This is a genomic window from Arthrobacter sp. Z1-9, from assembly GCF_054792695.1.
Window position 1 is genome coordinate 746,095 of record NZ_CP096456.1, and the last position, 18,164, is coordinate 764,258.

An 18,164-nucleotide genomic window follows, 5' to 3' on the forward strand; every position below is an offset into this window, starting at 1 on the left:
AGGTAACGCCCTGTGAGAAAAACCCTGGCAACCTTCAGGACTTTGGCAGTTTCCGGAGCCTTGGCACTGGCAGCAGTGGCCGCGCCGGCACCGGCGATGGCCGTGGGCGAAGGCCCCAACTATGACGGCGACGGCCAGATCACCACATCGAAGCTTGCCACGTACGAGCAGATGGTCTCCTTCCTCAAGGACCAGGACGCCCGCCAGGGCGCCATGGAACTGGAGGTCATCGGCCAGACCGTGAAGGGCCGGGACATCCACCTGGTCAAATACATGACGGATCCGGCCAAGCCCACCATTCTCTACCTGACGCAGCAGCACGGCAACGAGCAGCTCACCACCGAGGGCGCGCTGGAATTCGTCAAGCACCTGGGCACCGGCAAGTCCGCAGGCGTTCTCGACGGCGCGAACATCCTCATCGTTCCCATGCTCAACGCGGACGGCGCCATGGGGGACGTGAACTTCCCGCTGGATGATTACCTGGCCAAGGGGGACCGCAACATGACGCGGTACAACGCCGAAGAGGTGGACCTCAACCGCGACCACGTAGCCAAGCTCCAGCCGGAAACGCAGGCGCTGCACAACAACGTGATGCGCAAGTACCGGATCGACTACATGATCGACCTGCACCACCAAGGCACCCGCAGCGAACGCGACGGCAAGCTGGTCTCCGGGTCCATCCTGTACCCCACCACGCCGAACGCCGATCCCGCAGTTGTCGAAAAGTCCAAGCAGCTGGGCGCCGTCGTGTTCCACAACGTCGACTCCACCGGCTGGGGCCACCTCGGCAAATATGTGGGCGGCAGCGCCGAGACGATCAGCCGCAACGGGATCGCCGTGGAATACGGGATCGCGACACTCCTGTTTGAGATGCGCGGCATGTCCGACCACTACCTGGACGGCTACGCCCTGGGGCTGCGGAGCAACGGATACCTGATCAAGCAGACCGTCACCACCCTGACTGCCACCGCCGCTGCGATCGCTGACGGATCAATCGCCGACGCCGACACCTCCTTCTGGGACAGCCTGGCCACCCAGACCTCCCGGCCCGGTGAGGAAGCCGACGACGAGTAGCACCGCTGCTGACAGTCCGCCGCGGTCCTTCGCCCTGCAGGAGTCCTTTACCCTGCAAGAAGGACCGCGGCGGTCCAGCGAGTGGACAAAGTCCCTCATCGGCTAAACTTGGGTGGTAAGAGCCCCGGAACTCTTGCGTCGCTGTGCCGCCCCGCGGACCAGCGAAGGCCGGTCCATTCGGGGCATTCTCATGAACGGCGCTCCACCAGGCGAGCCACGAAGTGGCCCGGCCCGGGCAGCCCGAACGAATGGGGGAGGATCCCATGCCAGCAATTGTGATCGTAGGAGCCCAATGGGGCGACGAAGGAAAAGGCAAGGCGACCGACCTGCTGGGCGGCCGCGTTGACTATGTCGTCAAGCCCAACGGCGGCAACAACGCCGGGCACACCGTCGTCGTAGGCGGTGAAAAATACGAACTCAAGCTGCTTCCGGCAGGCATCCTCAGCCCCAACGCGGTCCCCATTATCGGCAACGGCTGCGTTGTTAACCTCGAGGCGCTGTTCCAGGAGATCGAAGGCCTCGAAGCCCGCGGTGCGGACACCTCCAAGCTTCGCGTTTCCGCGAACGCACACCTTGTTGCTCCCTATCACCAGGTGCTGGACAAGGTGACGGAGCGCTTCCTCGGCAGCCGCGCCATCGGAACCACCGGACGCGGCATCGGCCCCGCGTACATGGACAAGGTGGCCCGCCTGGGCATCCGCGTCCAGGACGTGTTTGACGAGTCAATTCTCCGCCAGAAGGTGGAAGGTTCACTGCGCCAGAAGAACGAACTCCTGGTCAAGGTCTACAACCGCCGCGGTGTGCTGGTGGATGAGATCGTGGAGTACTTCCTGTCCTTCGCCGACCGGCTCCGTCCGCTGGTCATCGACAGCACCCTGGTCCTGAACTCCGCCCTGGACGAGGGCAAGGTAGTCCTGATGGAAGGCGGCCAGGCTACCTTCCTGGACGTGGACCACGGAACCTACCCGTTCGTCACCTCCTCCAACCCCACGGCCGGCGGCGCCTCCGTGGGTTCGGGCATCGGGCCAACCCGCATTTCCCGCTCCATCGGCATCATCAAGGCCTACACCACTCGTGTTGGCGCCGGCCCGTTCCCCACGGAACTCTTCGACGAGATGGGCGTCTACCTGCAGAAAACCGGTGGCGAGTTTGGGGTCAACACCGGCAGGCCGCGCCGCTGCGGCTGGTACGACGCCGTCCTGGCCCGCCACGCCTCACGCGTCAACGGCTTCACGGACTACTTCGTGACCAAGCTGGACGTCCTCACTGGCATCGAGCAGATCCCGGTGTGCGTGGCCTATGACGTGGACGGCGTACGCCATGACGAGATGCCCATGACGCAGACCGAGTTCCACCATGCAGTGCCGATCTTCGAATACTTCGAGGGCTGGACAGAGGACATCACCGGTGCGCGGACGCTGGCGGACCTGCCGGAGAATGCACGAAACTACGTCCTGGCCCTGGAGAAGCTGTCCGGGACGCGCTTCTCCGCCATCGGCGTTGGACCGGACCGGGACCAGACCATTGTGGTAAACGACCTCATCAACGACTGACGCGCCAGGAATTACGACGGCGGCGGGCCACCTTTCGGGCGGTTTCTAGGGGTCGTTGCAACACCTGCTGGTTAGGTGGTTAGTAGTAAATCACGTAAACGCTCGGCTGGGGTTTTCCAGCCGAGCGTTTTGCGTGGGCGGCCGTTGAGTTCCTGCGCGACGTGCTCGAGGTCTTCGGGCCCGTAGGCGGACAGGTCGGTGCCATTGGGGAAGTACTGGCGCAGCAGCCCGTTGGTGTTCTCGTTCGAGCCGCGTTGCCAGGGGCTTGCGGGGTCGCAGAAGTAGACGGGCATGTCGGTGGCCAGGGTGAAGGATCGGTGTCCGGCCATTTCGGCGCCTTGGTCCCAGGTCAGTGAGCCGCGCAGGTGTGCTGGCAGGGTGGCCATGGTCTTGACGAGGCCATCGCGGACGGTTTCAGCGGTGTGGTCTGCGGGCAGGTGCACGAGCATCACGTACCGGGTGGTGCGTTCAACCAGGGTTGCGATGGCGGACTGGTTTAGTGTCCCGGTGATCAGGTCGCCTTCCCAGTGGCCGGGGACGGCACGGTCCTCGACCTCGGGCGGTCGTTCGGAGATCATGACCATGGGATCCGTGAAGCGGGAGATTCGCTGTTCGCCGGTGTTATGGGGTTTGCGGCGGGTCCGGCCGGTGCGCAGGGCTGCCTGGACTTCGCGTTTGAGTCCGCCTCGGGCCTGGACGTAGAGGGCTTGATAGATCGTCTCTGGGCACACACGCATCTCCGGCAGTTCGGGGAAATCTTCGACCAGCGTGTGGCTGATCTGCTCTGGAGACCAGCGTAGGAGCAGTTTCTCTTTCACGTAGTTGCTCAAGTCCGATTCACCAGCCAGTTTCGCGGTCTTGGGCCGGGCGCGGCGTGAGGCAGCTTGACGTTGCGCGGCATACGGCTGGTAACCAACGCCCGGGTGGCCGTTACGGGCGATTTCCCGGCTAACGGTCGACGGCGATCGCTGCAACACTGCCGCGATTGAACGCAGCGAGGCCCCAGCGGCGTTCAGGTCCCGGATGGTTTCGCGTTCTTGCAGAGACAGAAACCTCGGGTCAATGGGCCGTTCAAGCACCGAGATCGATACAGGCCGGGTCTGCTGCCTTTTGTCGGGGATGGCAGGAAGTGTCGAAGAATCCACATCATGGTTGTAGTGCATTCTCTGTCCAGCTGGATAAATGCGTCGACCACCGGATTTCCTCACCCCAAGCTCCCACTCCCGGGCACTGCTGCGGGGAACGCCCAGAGCCTTGACCGCATCGCGCCGGCTCAGGCCTTGATCCCGTAAGCGTAGGTACTCCACCCGCCTGCGATGACTCACCGGTTGGCTGGAAATGCCCGCCTCGCGTGCCCAGCGGAATGCGGTGTTTACATTCAGGCTGATCTCAGCTGCGGCAACAGTCACGCTCCCTTCCCGCTCGAGAACGGACAAGAACTCCCGTTTCTGTTCGGGCGTGTATTTGGCTCTGGCTGCCTGCCGGGCTGATGCGGTGTTCGCGGAAGTGAGGCCAGCCTTTCGGAGCCACTGATAGCAGCTGTTCCGGTTCAAACCCAGTTCTGCCGCGGCCAATGTCGCACTTCCAAGTCGGTCAAAGACCCGGAAGAACTCTTCCCTCTGCTGGACAGTCGATCTCGTGTACTTCCGGGACTCCGCTGAAACATCGCTTAAATGCGGCACGGTCGTTGCAACTCCCAAAATCTATGGGTGTTGCAACGACCGCTAGAACTCAAGTCGAAGGTGGCCCGCCGCTGTTGTTGGGCTGGCCTTGCGCAATTTACACAGGGTTTACGGGGCAGGCCTTGTGAGACTGCAGGCAGGGCCGGGACACTCTTTGTACACCGGTGACCTGATCGCCGATCGTTTCACCACAGCCGCGGGTTAAGGGGCCAGCCATGCGCTCGCCACTGGCGGGGGCTACGACGCCGCCCGACAGGAGCAGCAGGAGGACGGGATCCGCAGAACGAAAGGATTTGTTATGGCCGGAGTATTCGAAGCGTTCGTTGACCAGGATTCGTTTTTCAGGTTTCGGCTGCTGGCCCCGGATGGCGCAGTGATGGCTGTCTCCGGCCCCTTTGAGGACAAAGCAGCCCTCGCTGCCGGTATTGCCGCCGTCCGCGAGTGCGCCGGCACAGGGCTGGTCACCGACCTTTGCCCGGCCGGCGCTGTTGCTCGTCCGGCGCCCATGGCGGCCCCTGCGGCACTGGGAGCGGCGCCTGTGGCGCTGGGAGCGGCGCCGGCCGATTGTGAGGACCGGCGCGCTCCCGCCGTGCACACGTTCATCCTCGCAAAGGGACTTCGCGGGCAGGGAACCAAGCCCCGCTGGACTACCGCAGTTGCCCGTTGAAGGTACCGGTAAAAGTTTCTTTTGAAATTTCTGCTGCAGGCCGTAACCCTTTGCAGGCCTTAGGCGATTACCCCTATGTAGCGCCGGTCTGGAACTTGTCCCCCATCACGTTCCAGGCCGGCACTTTCACTTTCCGGCTGCAGGGGCAGCTGCTAAAACTTGCCACAGCGTATGTGTGGCTGGATCCGGACAGTGGTTACTGAGGGGTAAAGTGATGCGGGGAAAAGGCATTCCCCCTTGGAGTAGGCCTCTTCCGCTCCGGAACCCCTCTTGACTGAAAGCACTACGTCCGTGACTGATGCCCTCACAGACGGGACCCTGCGGGACCAAGCCGCCGGGGCCTCCGTCTTCAGCACTGTCTACCGGACCTATGCATCACAAGTCCTGGGCTACCTCACGGCCCGGGGCGTCGAGGATCCGGAGGCGGCCATGCAGGAGGTGTTCCTCTCCGTCCTGCCACGGCTCGACACCATCCATGGCGGCCCTGCAGGACTCCGTACTTTTATCTTCTCCGTCGCACACGCGCGGATGGTGGACGATCACCGGCGCCAAAGCCGCACACCGGCCAAATTGCCCTTCCAACCCGAGTTGGACCAGCGTGAAGATTCTTCCGCCGAGACCGACGCCCTCGAACGTATTTCGCCCAGCGAGGTCCTGGGCCTGTTGAACGGGCTGCCGCAGGACCAGCGCGACGTCCTGTCCCTTCGCCTCGTCGCCGGACTCACCGTTGATCAGACGGCGGAAACCATGGACAAGACCGCCGGCGCGGTAAAGCAGCTTCAGCGGCGGGCACTGGGAAGACTCCGGGAACTTTCGGCAGTGAAGGAGTACCTGAGGCCATGATGCAAACCAATCACCTGCCGGACACTGTTGAGGACATGCTCCTCGACGCCGGATACGGCAAGGACCCCCAACTTCGCGCCGCCCTTCTTGCCCTGGGGTCGCTGGCGTCCCTGCCCGCACCGGCCCCATCCGGAAGTCTTGCCGTCCTCTTGACGGAACCCGGCACCTCCACTGGTGAGTCGGATGCGATTGGCGGACTAACGGAAAGCGGACCCGACGAACTGGCCGGGCGCCGTCGGCTCCGGGCACACCGGCCGACCGTCGTGGGCCTTGCCCTGATAGCAGGCATGGGACTTGGCGTAGGTGGGGTAGCGGCCAGTTCCGCCGTCCCCGGTCGCTCCGGAAGCCCCTCCATCCAGCACCTGCTTGAAGACTGGACTCCCGCCTGGAGCCTTCCCGCGCGGGACGTCCCTCTGTCCAGGCCGTCGCTGGATGACGTGGACGGACTCGATCCGGATGCAGCGGTACACGGTGCACCGGAACCCGGGGCCACCGGGGCCACCGAAGAAATCGCCACCACTGGCGGTGGCACCCCCGCGGCCGCTCCCGCCGCGGATGATGCCTCTGCCGCACGCCGCACCCCGGAAATACCCGCACCGAACATACCCGGGCAAGGGAAGCAGGGAAACGGGGAGGGCCAAAGGGGCGGGAAGGACGCTGCCACCGAATCCGGGAAGCCCGGCGCCGCAGCTGCCCGGGACGAAAAGGAGACCCCTGTCGGCGGGCTCCCGGAGCAGGCGGTTGGTCAGGGAGGCGCAGGTGCCCCGGACGAGGAGGCCAACCACGTGGCTGGAGCGGCGCCAGGGGCAGGGCCGGGCTCCGTGCCGGAAGTCCTTCGGCAGGGTGTGGACGCCGCCGGGGCAGCTGCACATGCAGTGCCCGGTGCGAAATGGCTGCAGAAGTTCAGCCGGTAGCCGCAACAGGGGGAGTACGTTGGCCAGCGTGCCCTCCCGGCCACGTAGGCTAGGCGTATGGGGCACAAAAATGATCCTGCCGTTGTCGAACGCCTGATGCGCACCAAGGGGCGGTGGGCCATCGTGGGCCTCACCACCAATGAGTGGCGCGCCGCCTACGATACTTCGCTTTTCATCCGGGACCGCCTGGGTATGGAGATCATCCCCGTCAACCTGCCGGGAGAGCCGGTTCACGGAGAGGCCGGCTACCGGAGCCTTGGTGACATTCCCGCAGAGAAGCACCCCATCGACGTCGTGGATTGCTTTGTGAACTCCCAGAAGGTGGGGGAGGTCGTGGACCAGGCGATCGCCGTGGGGGCGAAGGCGGTGTGGCTACAGTTGGGAGTCATTGATGAGGCTGCGGCGGAGCGGGCCAAGGCGGCCGGGCTGGATGTAGTGATGGACACGTGCCCGGCCCAGCAGGCCTGGAAATACAACCTCTGACGGCCCCCGCCGGTTAGCGGGTCAGAAGTTCGGGATGGTGCCGCTCAGTGACATCCGGGTGGGCACGCATCCTGCCCTTGAGCATGTTCATCCCGTACGAGGCCAGGAGCGGGTTCGCGGGATCGTCTGAAATGCCCCTCGCTTCGGCCTTCAACTCGGGCGGCAGCGGGACAGGATCGATCACCGCGTCCAGCCGGGGAGACCAGAAGAACGGGACGGAGTACCTGTCCACGCCCGGGGGTGGCGCCTGCACCCGGTGGATGGTGGCCGCCAGGTATCCCTCCGTTGCCACTTCCAGCATCTCGCCGAGGTTTACCACCAAGGCGCCCGGGATAGGCTCCACAGGCAGCCACTCCGTCACGCCGGGGGGCTGGACCTCCAGCCCGCCTACCTGGTCCTGCAGGAGGAGCGTGACGAATCCGTAGTCCGCATGGGAGCCGACTCCTTGGTCGCCGGCTGCCTCGACCACGCCGCCGACGTAATGCACCAGTTTGCCCATCCAGGCAGGTGAATCGCGGAAGGGCTCGTCGAAGTAGTCCTCGGGCAGTTCCAGGGAAACAGCGATGGCACGAAGGAGCTCCATTCCAACCGTGGACATCAGCTCGGCCCACGCCATCGCCGCAGGCTTGAGCTCGGGAAAGGCCTCGTCCGGCCACAGGTTCGGACCCTGCAGCAGCCAGTACGGCTGGTCGGCCGGATAGTCCCTGACCGGCTCACGCTCGGGAGAGTAGTCGATTTGTTCGCGCGCGTCAGCCCTGCCCTGGGTCACCTCGGTGCCCATCCGGGTGTATCCCCGGAAGTGGGGCGACAGGCGGTTGTCCAGCTTCATCCGTTCCTCCAGGGGCAGGTTGAAGAAGCGCTGGATGACGTCCAGGAGCTGCTCGGGCTGGCCCGGGGCGGCACCGTAGCCGGTGATTTGGAAGAAGCCGACGTTATGGGTGGCGTACCGCAGCTGTTCAATGAATTCCGGACTGAAAGACCCGTAGGGCTGCCGCGCGGTGCTCAGGTCCAGAACAGGTATCCCCTGATCGTGTGACATCCTCGCAGACTAGCACCGCAGGGGCCTGCTTTATAGGCTGACTTTATGGACCCCGACGCGCTGAGGAAAATCTGCCTTTCGTTCCCCGGAGCGTACGAGGATTACCCGTTCGGGCCGGAGACTGCCGTATTCAAGATCCGGGCAAGTGTGACCGGCGGGGCCCGGCACGAGGCCAAGCTCTTTGCCCTGTCGTCGATGGACGCCAGGGACTTTTACGTGAACCTCAAATGCGAGCCGAACCTGGCCGTTCAGCTCCGCGCGGCGCACCCGGAAATCACCGGTGCATGGCACATGAACAAAACGCACTGGAACGGCGTCCGCTTGGATGGGGCGTTACCGGATGACATGGTCCGGGACATGGTGGAGGACTCCTACGACCTGGTGGTGGCTGGCCTGAGCAGGAAGCAGCAGGAGCAGCTCGGGTGGGCCCGCCTGGCAGGGAGCAGAGGCGGGAACCTTTGAAGGCCAAGCGCACGGCATGCAGCGTCCTCAACTACCCCTGCATCGGCGGCACGGAGCACGGGTCCACGCCGGCTGGCTATGCGACGGTGCTGGAGGAGGTCCACCTCGGCAACGGCCTGCGCGTCTACCAGCGGGTTGCCGCCGGCATCCTGTCCTGGGAGTTGCAGCGGCGTGCGGGCCTGCGCGTCCGCACTGATTCCTCGCGTGTGGTGCCCGGAGCCCGGGTGGTGAGCGGCTTCGGCGTCGGGCCCTTGCGGCTGGACGCGCCCTGCGAGGTGGTGTGGGTCCGTGAACCGCTGCCGGCGGGAATACCCCAGTCTGCGGGATTCGGGTACGGAGCACTGCCTGGGCATCCGGCCCGGGGAGAAGAATCCTTTGAGGTGGAGATCAACGGTAACTCCGAGGTGCTCTTTCGGATCCGGGCATTCAGCAAACCGGGCAACTGGTTTTATGCCGCAGGTGGGCTGGTGACCCGCGCGGCTCAGCGGCACGTTACTTCCCGGTACATTGAAGGGGCACGCCAACTCGCCGTGGAAGGACAAATCCCGTGATTTTTATCGTCGTCAAATTCAAGGTCAAGCCTGAATGGTCGGAGCGCTGGCCCGATCTTGTGGCCGACTTTACCCGGGCAACCAGGCAGGAGCCGGGCAACCTCTGGTTCGACTGGTCCCGCAGCCTGGAGGACCCGAACGAATACGTCCTGGTTGAGGCGTTCAAGGACGACGCCGCCGGCGAGCACGTCAACAGCGCACACTTCAAGGAGGCCCTGGCTGACATGCCCCAGGCCCTGGCAGAAACACCCCGCATCATCAGCCGGCAGCTCGACGGCGAAGGCTGGGACCGGATGGGCGAACTTTCCATCTAGCCCCGCAGCCGTATTTCGTTAGGCTGATGCCATGTGGATCGGCTGGATCGAATTCGACATCCTCCTGGGCGACGTTCAGAGCCTGAAGGAGAAGCGCTCGGTTATCAGGCCACTGCTGGCTGACATCAAGCGCAAGTATGACGTGTCTGTGGCCGAGGTGGGCTATCACGACCAATACCGGCGCTCGCAAGTGGGCGCCGGCCTGGTGGCAGCTGACCGGGCCCATCTCGTGGAGGTGCTCGACGCCGTCGAACGCCTTGTGGCCGGACGGCCGGAAATCGAACTGCTGAGCGCACGGCAGCGGGACCACCACAGCGAGGACTGACTGCTAGTTCCGTTGCCAGGCGGCCTGCCACGTGATGTTCGCCAGCGTTGCCTGGCCCTGGAGGCTCGGGTGGAAGTAGTCCAGGACACTCACGTGGTTTGCGCTGAAGCCGTGGGCGTACACTGCTCCGCCATCTGTTTCGCAGCTTTGGTACTCCGCACAGGCGTTTGCGAGGACCTCGTTGAATGCGAGCTCCCGCTGGACCACCTGCCGGCGCATGTCCTCGGTATTCGAGGCCGCCAACATGGACTGGCAGATCCGGGATGCGGACCAGGCAGACTGTGCGGCCTGGTCGTGACGCAGGACCTTCCACAACTGATAGATGTCAGGGATGCTGGTGACAAGAACCCGGGGCCGTGGCCGCATCTGGTCCAAAGTCTCAAGTGCGCGGGTCACCGAGGCGCGGAAGCCTTCAACTGGGGTCATGGTGTGCAAGGACGGGGTGCAAAGATCATTCGCGCCCACCAGGACGGTGACATACTCGGCGCGTTGTCCGGCTGCAGCCGCCGCCTGGCGCGGCAGATCGGACGCCTTCGCCCCGCTCACGGCGTTGTTGAAGTTTTTCCCCCTGATGCCGGGCGTCAACTGCAGCAGCCGTTCGTAGTGGCTGGTCAGCCCGTCGCTCGCGCCGTCGCCGGTGGACCAGGACTGTGCCGGATTGTCGCCAGGCAGGCAACAGGCGCTGTGGGCCTGGGTAATGGAGTCGCCCAGGGCAGCCATGCTGCGGGGGTACGCAGCATCCGGCGCCGATCGTGGTGTCGGCGCCGCGGCAACCAGGATCAGGAATGGCAGCAGCAGGAAGCTGAGGAACTTTGCCACCTTGCCCATAGCTCGATTAAAGCGGAAATCCGCGCCCCTCAGGAAAGGGGGGCGCGGACTTCCGCTGTGGCGCTGCGGAGGTCAGCCGAAGTACTTCGGCAGGGTCCCCTCATGCGCTTCGCGAAGGGCGTCCAGGGACAGGCCCGCCACGCCGTTGATCTCCAGGGTGCCGCTGGCCGCGTCCACAACGCCGATACGGGTGTGGGCGAAGCCGCGGGCGGTGCACATGTCCGTGAACCGCACTTCCTCGGAGCGCGGGACGCCGACGACGGCACGGCCCTGGGATTCGGAGAAGAGCGCAGTGAACAGGTCCACGCCGTCGCGGTCCAGGACATCCTGCAGCGCGATCCGTGCACCCACGCCGTAGCGCAACGAGGATTCCACGAGGGCAGCGGCGAGGCCACCCTCGGAGAGATCGTGCGCGGAATCGATCATGCCGTCACGGGAGGCGTTGATCAGGATCTCGCCCAGCGCGCGTTCGGCGTCGAGGTCGACCTTGGGGGGCTGGCCGCCCAGGTGGCCCCGCATGTTGGCCCACTCGGAACCATCCAGCTCAGCCGCGGTGGTGCCCAGCAGGTAGATTGCCTGGCCATCCTCGCGCCAGCCCGACGGCGTGCGGCGGGCGACGTCGTCGAGCTTGCCCAGCACTGCCACCACGGGGGAGGGGTGGATGGGGGTGCTGCCCGTCTGGTTGTACAGCGAGACGTTGCCGCCGGTGACCGGAATGCCCAGCACCATGCAGGCGTCGGACAGGCCACGGATCGCTTCGGCGAGCTGCCACATAACGTCCGGGTCCTCGGGGGAACCGAAGTTCAGGCAGTCGCTGACCGCCATGGGGACGGCGCCGGACGTGGCGACGTTCCGGTACGCTTCGGCCAAGGCCAGCTGCGCACCGTGGTACGGGTCAAGGTAGGTGTAGCGGCCGTTGGCGTCGGTGGCGAGCGCCACGCCCAAACCGGTTTCCTCGTCCACGCGGACCACGCCGGCATCATCGGGGAACGCCATGGAGGTGTTGCCGCCCACGTAGCGGTCGTACTGGTTGGTGATCCAGGACTTGGAGCACATGTTCGGCGACGCCACCAGCTCGGTGACGGCCTTGGCCAGTTCTGCCGGAGCAGACGGCCGGCCGGCGTCCTGGACGGAACCGGTGAAGGTGTCTGCCTGCAGGGCGTCCTGCCACTCCGGACGGGCGAACGGGCGGTCGTAGACCGGGCCGTCGTGTGCCACGGTGCGGGGATCGACGTCGACGATCACCTCGCCTTCCCAGGTGATGATGAGGCGGCCGCTGTCCGTCACCTCGCCCAGCCAGGCGTACTCGACAGCCCATTTGTCCATGACCGCTTCGAACGCTTCCACGTTCTCCGGGGTCACCACGGCCATCATGCGTTCCTGCGACTCGGACATCAGGATCTCGCCCGGGGTCAGTGTGGGGTCGCGGAGCAGTACGGAGGTCAGCTCGACGGCCATGCCGCCGTCGCCGTTGGAAGCGAGCTCGGACGTGGCGCAGGAAATGCCTGCCGCGCCCAAATCCTGGATGCCTTCCACCAGCGAACCCTTGAACAGCTCAAGGCAGCACTCGATCAGGACCTTCTCTGCGAAGGGGTCGCCCACCTGGACGGCGGGGCGCTTCGAGGGCTTGGTGTCGTCGAAGGACTCGGAGGCCAGCACGGAGGCGCCGCCGATGCCGTCGCCGCCGGTGCGGGCACCGAACAGGACCACCTTGTTGCCCTTGCCGGAGGCGTTGGCGAGGCGGATGTCCTCGTGCCGCATGACGCCCACAGCCAAGGCGTTGACCAGCGGGTTGCCCTGGTAAACGGAGTCGAACACCATTTCACCGCCGATGTTCGGCAGGCCCAGGGAGTTGCCGTAGCCGCCGATGCCGGCAACGGCACCGTGCATAACGCGTGCTGTGTCCGGGTGGTCGATGGCGCCAAAGCGCAGCGGGTCCATAACAGCGACGGGGCGGGCGCCCATGGAGATGATGTCGCGGACGATGCCGCCGATGCCGGTCGCGGCGCCCTGGTAGGGCTCAACGAACGACGGCGAGTTGTGCGACTCGATCTTGAAGGTCACGGCCCAGCCGTCCCCCAGGTTGGTTACGCCGGCGTTTTCGCCGATGCCCACCAGCATGTCCTTCTTCATCTCCGGGGTCACCTTTTCGCCGAACTGGCGCAGGTGGTTCTTGGAGGACTTGTAGGAGCAGTGCTCGCTCCACATCACTGAGTACATGGCGAGCTCGGCGCCGGTGGGACGGCGGCCCAGGACCTTGACGATCTCGTCGAACTCGTTCTGCTTCAGGCCCAGTTCGGCCCAGGGAAGTTCGGTGTCCGGAGTCTTCGCGGCATGCTCAACAGTGTCGATGTTGAACTTCTTGACCTGGGTGATGGCACCCGGGGCAGCGGTGGGCGAGGCGGCAGCGGTAGCCGTGCCTCCGCCGTCGGTGATGGAGCCTGTCGAGATCCCGGTCATTACTTGCCTCCCACAATCTTGGTCAAAACGGAGGTGAAGAAGCCCAGTCCGTCGGTGTCGGACCCTCCGACTCCGGCGCCGCCGGACCCAACAGACTCGGGGCCGAAGCCGGGCTCCACTGCGTGCTCGGGGTGCGGCATGAGGCCCACCACGTTGCCGGCGGCGTTGGAGATGCCGGCGATGTCGCGGCGGGAGCCGTTGGGGTTGAAGCCCACGTAGCGGAACACCACGCGGCCCTCTGCCTCTATTGCGTCCAGGGTCTTGTCATCCGCGAGGTACTGGCCGTCCTGGTTCTTCAGCGGCACAGTGATTTCCTGGCCCGCTTCGTAGTCCAGCGTCCACGCGGTATTGCTGTTTTCAACACGCAGGACCTGGTCACGGCACATGAACTTCAGGTGGTCGTTCTTGATCATCGAACCGGGCAGCAGGTGCGACTCGGTGAGGATCTGGAAGCCGTTGCAGATGCCGAGCACCGGAAGCTTGGCATCGCTGTTGGCGGCATCGATGATCTTGGACATCAGCGGGGCGAAGCGTGCGATGGCCCCGGCGCGGAGGTAGTCGCCGTAGGAGAAGCCGCCGGGAATCACGACGGCGTCAACGTCACCGAGCTCTTTATCGGCATGCCAAAGCTCGACGGCGGTGCCGCCGGCGAGTCGGACGGCACGGGCGGCGTCGCGGTCATCAAGGGTTCCGGGGAACGTGACGACGCCGATCCGGGCGCCGGCGAGCCTGCGGGCACCGGAAGCGTCGGCGGCGGTGGCCTCGCCGATCAGGGGAAGTTCACTCATTTCAGGCCTCGACGACCTCGACGTTGACGACGTCCTCGATCACGGGGTTGGACAGCAGGGTCTCTGCGGCGTCGCGGGCCTGGGCCAGGATCTCCTCGGTCACCTCGCCGTCGACGGTCAGTTCGAAACGCTTGCCCTGGCGGACAGAGCTGAAGCTGGTGAAGCCCAGCCGGGGGAGAGCGCCGACGATAGCCTTCCCCTGCGGGTCCAGAATCTCGGGCTTGGGCATAACGTCAACAACGATCCGGGGCATCCGGTAACTCCTGTGCGTGAGCTTGGGTAAGGGCGCAGCGGAGTGGTGCCGTCTCATGCCGAACCGAGGTGTTGGGACACACTTGTTAAACCTTGTGGACGGGCGCTCCGCGAGCTTGCCCCTCCATTCTACCGGCCGGAGCGCCCCAGCCTGTATTCCGCGTATTCCGGTCACGGGCCACGGCTGGAAGCCTGCATTTGAGGATTGGCGGGCGGCGGTTACCGGCAGGTTCTGGAGTTGTGCCAAAGGTGTCACTAGGATGGCTGAATGGCTGAGAAACCGAGATCCCTGCTGTTGCCCGTGGTCGCTGCGGCGGTGTTTGCCGGACTGGGGCGGATGGTGTTCCAAAAGATCAAGGCTGACCGTTTCACCCGGGAAAACCGGGTCGCAGGCCCGATGGATGAAAAGACCCGGCAGTGGATCAGCGACGTGGTGCGCACACCCCGGTAGCAGCGCCCGGGCGCACTCAGTGTGAGGTTGCAGGGGCGTCCTTCGGGGCGCCCTTTTCCATGCCATCCTGCCGGGCGGGGCGGGGTGGTATGACTGGCGAAAGATTCCCCAATGTGCCCTATGTCATATTGAGCTATCAGTCTGTACCCTTTGATTCGACTGGTCTCCTGGAATGACAAGACCTGCAATTTCGACGCCAGACCAGTCATTTTCCGCCTGCAGTCAAGGCTGGGCCGGTACCTCGTGAAAGGGTTGCACGTGAGATCTACTGGAAAGAGCCCCGCATGGGGCGGGGGATTCCGGAAGGCTGCGGCGCTGGCCGTGGGCCTGCCTCTTCTCTTCACCTCGATGGCCGTAAGTCCCGCTACCGCGGCGCCGGCCGGACAGGATACGGCACCGGCTTCAAAGAAGGCCTCGCCCGCGGAGTTCAAGGACGGCCGCTACATCGTTGTCCTCGCGGCTGCCGCGGCGGCGGCCTATGAGGGTGAAACGCCGGGACTTGGAGCAACGAAGCCGCAGAATGGCCGGAAGTTGGATGCGGCAAGCGCTAACTACAAGGCCTATGATGCCCACCTCCGCAATCAGCAGCGGGAGGTCGCCGCTTCCCAGGGCGCTACCCCGGTAAAGCAGTTCACGGCTGCCCTCAACGGCTTCAGCGCACAGTTGAACGCCGCGCAGGCTATGGAGTTGTCCAAGGACAGCAGGGTCCTGGTGGTGGCGCCGGACGTGGAGAACACCCCGGACTACACCACCACTGACTTCCTCAAGCTGACAGGCCCCGACGGAGTCTGGGCCAAGCAGTTCGGCGGGGAAGCCAACGCCGGCAAAGGCGTTGTCGTAGGGGTCATCGATTCCGGGTATGCCCCGGACAACCCATTCCTGCAGGGCGAACCCGTCCAGCCGCTAAGCGGTGCCGCGCAGGTCGGCGTGCCGTACCGCACCGCCGAGGGCCGCATCGCCATGCTCAAGTCCGATGGCACCACCTTCGAAGGGGAATGCCAAAAAGGGCAAGGGACGGGCGCCTCGTTCGACGGCTCCCAGTGCAACTCCAAGGTCGTTGGCGCCAGATATTTTGCCGATCCGTTCCTGCAGTCCGTACCGCCTGAAAGCCGTGCGCCCGAAGAGCTCATCTCGCCGGTCGATGTGGGAAGCCACGGCACCCACACCGCCACCACCGCGGCCGGCAACGCGAATGTCGAGCAGGTCATCGACGGCGTCGGGTTTGGCAAGAGCTCCGGCGTCGCTCCCGCCGCGAAAGTCTCCGTTTATAAGGTCTGCTGGGAGGACACCAATCCCGATACCGGAGGCTGCTACGCCTCAGCTTCGGTCGAAGCGGTGGAAGCCGCTGTCAAGGACGGCGTGGACGTCCTGAACTATTCGATCTCGGGCACCAACAACAGCACCACCGATCCGGTGGCACTGGCGTTCCTCAACGCTGCCGCCGCAGGTGTTTTTGTTTCCGCTTCCGCCGGTAACTCGGGCCCCGACGCTTCCACGGTCAACCACGCCTCACCGTGGCTGACAACAGTTGCGGCATCGACCTTCCCGAGTGACCTGCTTGGCACTGTCAAGGTCTCCGATGGCTCGCTGTACCGCGGAGCCTCGATCATGAAGTCGGAAGTGGCAGACAAGCCGGTTGTCGTCGCCGCGGCTGCGGCAGCGGCAGGTGCAGCGAATCCGAACCTGTGTGGCCCCGGTTCCCTCGATGCCGCCAAGGTGGCAGGCAAGGTAGTGGTCTGCGACCGCGGTGTTGTGGACAGGACGGCCAAGAGCCAGGAAGTCCAGGACAAGGGCGGCGTCGGGATGATCCTGGTGAACCTCACCAGCAGTTCCGAAGATGCGGACAGCCACGTGCTCCCCACGGTGCACGTCAACGCCCCGAAGAGCCTGGAACTGAAGTCCAAGCTCGAAGCCAACCCTGCTTTGACAGTCAGCCTGCTCAAGGGGGACCTCACCGGAGAACCCGCTTCCCCGGCACCCCAGATCGCCGGCTTCTCCTCGCGCGGGCCCAGCCTTGCTTCCGGTGGCGACCTGCTGAAGCCGGACATTGCTGCACCCGGCGTAAACGTCCTCGCGGGTGTTTCCACCATCGGCAACAACGGCGACCAGTTCGGCTTTATGTCCGGCACGTCCATGGCCGCACCGCACATCGCCGGTTTCGGGGCGCTGGTGCTGAGCAAAGAGCCCAAGTGGACGCCGGCCATGGTCAAGTCGGCCATGATGACCACCGCCTACCCGCTGCTTAACGCTGACGGTTCGCCGAACACGGATCCCTTCCAAGGCGGCGCCGGCCACATCGACTCAACGCGCTTCCTGGACCCGGGACTGGTCTACAACTCAGGCATCAAGGACTGGTTGGGCTTCCTCAATGGCCAGGGTTTTGAGACGGGAGCTCCGGAGGCGGGCACTATTGCCGCCAGCGACCTGAACCTGCCGTCCATAGCGCTCGGCAGCCTGGTGGGAGAAGTGCAGGTCAAGCGCCGGCTCACTGCGCTGGTTCCCGGGATGTACCGTCCGGAAGTCAACATGCCGGGCTTCGACGTCGAGGTGGAGCCCAGCGCGCTGAACTTTTCCAAGGCCGGCCAGGCCCGCGAGGTTACCCTGACTATCAGGAACATCAGCGCTCCGGTGGGCAAGTTCAGCACCGGCACTCTGACCTGGAAGGGCCCGCGCACTGTGAGCTCTCCCATCGCTATCCGGCCGGTTGATGCGCTGATCGCCCCGTCATTCTCCTTCAGCTCGGCCACGGGCGACGGCAGCGGCACCATGGAACTCGTGTCAGGTTCGGACAGCCCCATCAAGGTAGGGGTGGAAGGCCTCGCGCCTTTGAGCCAGACAGCCATCACCAAAACTCCGGGGGAGTACGCACCGGCAAATGATGCGCACAACGCCCTGATCGAGGTGACGGTGCCCGCCGGCACGTCATCGGCACGCCTGGGTGTGCAGGCACAGTCGGACGACGTCGACTGGGACATGGTGGTTTACGCACCGAATGCTGACGGCGGCCGGACGCCAACACAGGTGGCGACGTCTTCCGCCAGCGAGTTCCTGGATTTGGAGTCGCCGCTCCCGGGCACCTACTACATCGTGGCCAACCTCTACTCCACGCCTGACAACGGAGCAGCCAGCGCGTCCGTGCAGGCGGTCACGTTTGCGGGGGACGCCGGCAACCTCACGGTGGACCCGAACCCGATTGTTGCCCCGAACGGCACCGCCACCTCGGCCACGCTGGCTTGGACCGGCTTGTCCGAAGGGACTTACCTTTCGCGCCTCAGCCTGGGCGGGAACGGCATCAGGACCTGGGTCAGCGTCCAGGTGGGAGCCGCCACCGCCGCTCCTTCCGGGGCTCCGCAGGTAGCTCTCGCGGACGCAGTTCCCGCGGCTTAGCAGCCTGACGTTTTACAAGAACACGATCCCCGGGCACTAAGCCGTCCGGGGGTCGTGTTTTTATTCTTGTCCGCCTGGACAGGCCGCGTTG

At 64.8% G+C, this 18,164-nt stretch carries 18 protein-coding genes; 12 read left to right on the forward strand and 6 right to left on the reverse strand.

Annotated elements, in window-relative coordinates; translation table 11 throughout:
• Positions 1-12: 12 nt before the first annotated feature.
• A complete protein-coding gene (locus M1D93_RS03545; protein ID WP_461173810.1) occupies positions 13-1,074 on the forward strand; it encodes a M14 family zinc carboxypeptidase in 1,062 nt (353 codons plus the stop codon).
• 263 nt (positions 1,075-1,337) lie between these two features.
• The gene (locus tag M1D93_RS03550) at positions 1,338-2,627 is read left to right on the forward strand and encodes an adenylosuccinate synthase (protein ID WP_461173811.1); all 1,290 of its coding nucleotides are present in this window, start codon (positions 1,338-1,340) and stop codon (positions 2,625-2,627) included.
• A gap of 71 nt (positions 2,628-2,698) precedes the next feature.
• Here the strand turns inward: M1D93_RS03550 and M1D93_RS03555 are convergent, their stop codons facing one another.
• On the reverse strand, positions 2,699-3,904 hold the full coding sequence (locus tag M1D93_RS03555; RefSeq protein ID WP_461174915.1) for an IS30 family transposase: 1,206 nt from the start codon (positions 3,902-3,904) through the stop codon (positions 2,699-2,701).
• A 703-nt stretch (positions 3,905-4,607) separates the two neighbouring features.
• Here M1D93_RS03555 and M1D93_RS03560 point away from each other — a divergent pair.
• The 4 genes from M1D93_RS03560 to M1D93_RS03575 all read left to right on the forward strand — a co-directional run bounded on the left by M1D93_RS03560 (position 4,608) and on the right by M1D93_RS03575 (position 7,216).
• Positions 4,608-4,976, forward strand: coding sequence for a YegP family protein (locus M1D93_RS03560; protein ID WP_461173812.1), 369 nt, complete (start codon positions 4,608-4,610; stop codon positions 4,974-4,976).
• 291 nt (positions 4,977-5,267) lie between these two features.
• Positions 5,268-5,819, forward strand: coding sequence for an RNA polymerase sigma factor (locus M1D93_RS03565; RefSeq protein ID WP_461174916.1), 552 nt, complete (start codon positions 5,268-5,270; stop codon positions 5,817-5,819).
• Positions 5,816-6,733: a hypothetical protein gene (locus tag M1D93_RS03570; RefSeq protein ID WP_461173813.1), complete on the forward strand. Its 918-nt coding sequence runs from the start codon at positions 5,816-5,818 to the stop codon at positions 6,731-6,733. The genes M1D93_RS03565 and M1D93_RS03570 overlap by 4 nt, the downstream gene beginning before the upstream one ends.
• A gap of 57 nt (positions 6,734-6,790) precedes the next feature.
• A complete protein-coding gene (locus M1D93_RS03575; RefSeq protein ID WP_163166578.1) occupies positions 6,791-7,216 on the forward strand; it encodes a CoA-binding protein in 426 nt (141 codons plus the stop codon).
• Between the two features lie 13 nt (positions 7,217-7,229).
• On the opposite strand, the gene M1D93_RS03580 is transcribed toward M1D93_RS03575, so the two are convergent.
• Complete coding sequence (locus tag M1D93_RS03580) at positions 7,230-8,255, reverse strand: isopenicillin N synthase family dioxygenase (RefSeq protein ID WP_461173814.1); 1,026 nt, start codon at positions 8,253-8,255, stop codon at positions 7,230-7,232.
• 45 nt (positions 8,256-8,300) lie between these two features.
• Here M1D93_RS03580 and M1D93_RS03585 point away from each other — a divergent pair, with 45 nt between their 5' ends.
• The 4 genes from M1D93_RS03585 to M1D93_RS03600 are packed head-to-tail and all read left to right on the forward strand — an operon-like array spanning position 8,301 to position 9,907.
• Positions 8,301-8,717: an MmcQ/YjbR family DNA-binding protein gene (locus M1D93_RS03585; protein ID WP_461173815.1), complete on the forward strand. Its 417-nt coding sequence runs from the start codon at positions 8,301-8,303 to the stop codon at positions 8,715-8,717.
• A complete protein-coding gene (locus M1D93_RS03590) occupies positions 8,714-9,268 on the forward strand; it encodes a DUF1990 family protein (protein WP_461173816.1) in 555 nt (184 codons plus the stop codon). The genes M1D93_RS03585 and M1D93_RS03590 overlap by 4 nt, the downstream gene beginning before the upstream one ends.
• Positions 9,265-9,582 (forward strand): putative quinol monooxygenase, encoded by a 318-nt coding sequence (locus tag M1D93_RS03595; RefSeq protein WP_461173817.1) that lies wholly within the window; start codon positions 9,265-9,267, stop codon positions 9,580-9,582. The genes M1D93_RS03590 and M1D93_RS03595 overlap by 4 nt, the downstream gene beginning before the upstream one ends.
• Positions 9,583-9,613: 31 nt before the next feature.
• Positions 9,614-9,907 (forward strand): DUF503 domain-containing protein, encoded by a 294-nt coding sequence (locus M1D93_RS03600; RefSeq protein WP_461173818.1) that lies wholly within the window; start codon positions 9,614-9,616, stop codon positions 9,905-9,907.
• Between the two features lie 3 nt (positions 9,908-9,910).
• Here the strand turns inward: M1D93_RS03600 and M1D93_RS03605 are convergent, their stop codons facing one another.
• The 4 genes from M1D93_RS03605 to purS form a co-directional block, all read right to left on the reverse strand.
• Positions 9,911-10,735: a GDSL-type esterase/lipase family protein gene (locus tag M1D93_RS03605; RefSeq protein WP_461173819.1), complete on the reverse strand. Its 825-nt coding sequence runs from the start codon at positions 10,733-10,735 to the stop codon at positions 9,911-9,913.
• Between the two features lie 72 nt (positions 10,736-10,807).
• A complete protein-coding gene (gene purL, locus M1D93_RS03610; protein ID WP_461173820.1) occupies positions 10,808-13,195 on the reverse strand; it encodes a phosphoribosylformylglycinamidine synthase subunit PurL in 2,388 nt (795 codons plus the stop codon).
• Positions 13,195-13,983, reverse strand: a complete 789-nt coding sequence (gene purQ, locus M1D93_RS03615; RefSeq protein WP_461173821.1) for a phosphoribosylformylglycinamidine synthase subunit PurQ — start codon at positions 13,981-13,983, stop codon at positions 13,195-13,197. The genes purL and purQ overlap by 1 nt, the downstream gene beginning before the upstream one ends.
• 1 nt (position 13,984) lies before the next feature.
• On the reverse strand, positions 13,985-14,236 hold the full coding sequence (gene purS / locus M1D93_RS03620) for a phosphoribosylformylglycinamidine synthase subunit PurS (protein WP_015935902.1): 252 nt from the start codon (positions 14,234-14,236) through the stop codon (positions 13,985-13,987).
• Between the two features lie 267 nt (positions 14,237-14,503).
• On the opposite strand from purS, the gene M1D93_RS03625 reads away from it, so the two are divergent.
• Entirely contained in the window at positions 14,504-14,686 is a 183-nt protein-coding gene (locus tag M1D93_RS03625; protein ID WP_461173822.1) for a hypothetical protein, read from the forward strand.
• Positions 14,687-15,034: 348 nt separating this feature from the next.
• On the forward strand, positions 15,035-18,073 hold the full coding sequence (locus M1D93_RS03630; protein WP_461174917.1) for a S8 family serine peptidase: 3,039 nt from the start codon (positions 15,035-15,037) through the stop codon (positions 18,071-18,073).
• Positions 18,074-18,164: the final 91 nt, after the last annotated feature.

Coding starts and splice junctions, on each gene's coding strand:
- M1D93_RS03580 (WP_461173814.1), bottom strand. CDS start 8,255: ATGTCACACGATCAGGGGATACCTGTTCTGGACCTGAGCACCGCGCGG.
- purL (WP_461173820.1), bottom strand. CDS start 13,195: ATGACCGGGATCTCGACAGGCTCCATCACCGACGGCGGAGGCACGGCT.
- M1D93_RS03585 (WP_461173815.1), top strand. CDS start 8,301: ATGGACCCCGACGCGCTGAGGAAAATCTGCCTTTCGTTCCCCGGAGCG.
- M1D93_RS03560 (WP_461173812.1), top strand. CDS start 4,608: ATGGCCGGAGTATTCGAAGCGTTCGTTGACCAGGATTCGTTTTTCAGG.
- purS (WP_015935902.1), bottom strand. CDS start 14,236: ATGCCCCGGATCGTTGTTGACGTTATGCCCAAGCCCGAGATTCTGGAC.
- purQ (WP_461173821.1), bottom strand. CDS start 13,983: ATGAGTGAACTTCCCCTGATCGGCGAGGCCACCGCCGCCGACGCTTCC.
- M1D93_RS03630 (WP_461174917.1), top strand. CDS start 15,035: ATGGCCGTAAGTCCCGCTACCGCGGCGCCGGCCGGACAGGATACGGCA.
- M1D93_RS03550 (WP_461173811.1), top strand. CDS start 1,338: ATGCCAGCAATTGTGATCGTAGGAGCCCAATGGGGCGACGAAGGAAAA.
- M1D93_RS03625 (WP_461173822.1), top strand. CDS start 14,504: ATGGCTGAGAAACCGAGATCCCTGCTGTTGCCCGTGGTCGCTGCGGCG.
- M1D93_RS03575 (WP_163166578.1), top strand. CDS start 6,791: ATGGGGCACAAAAATGATCCTGCCGTTGTCGAACGCCTGATGCGCACC.
- M1D93_RS03570 (WP_461173813.1), top strand. CDS start 5,816: ATGATGCAAACCAATCACCTGCCGGACACTGTTGAGGACATGCTCCTC.
- M1D93_RS03605 (WP_461173819.1), bottom strand. CDS start 10,735: ATGGGCAAGGTGGCAAAGTTCCTCAGCTTCCTGCTGCTGCCATTCCTG.
- M1D93_RS03600 (WP_461173818.1), top strand. CDS start 9,614: ATGTGGATCGGCTGGATCGAATTCGACATCCTCCTGGGCGACGTTCAG.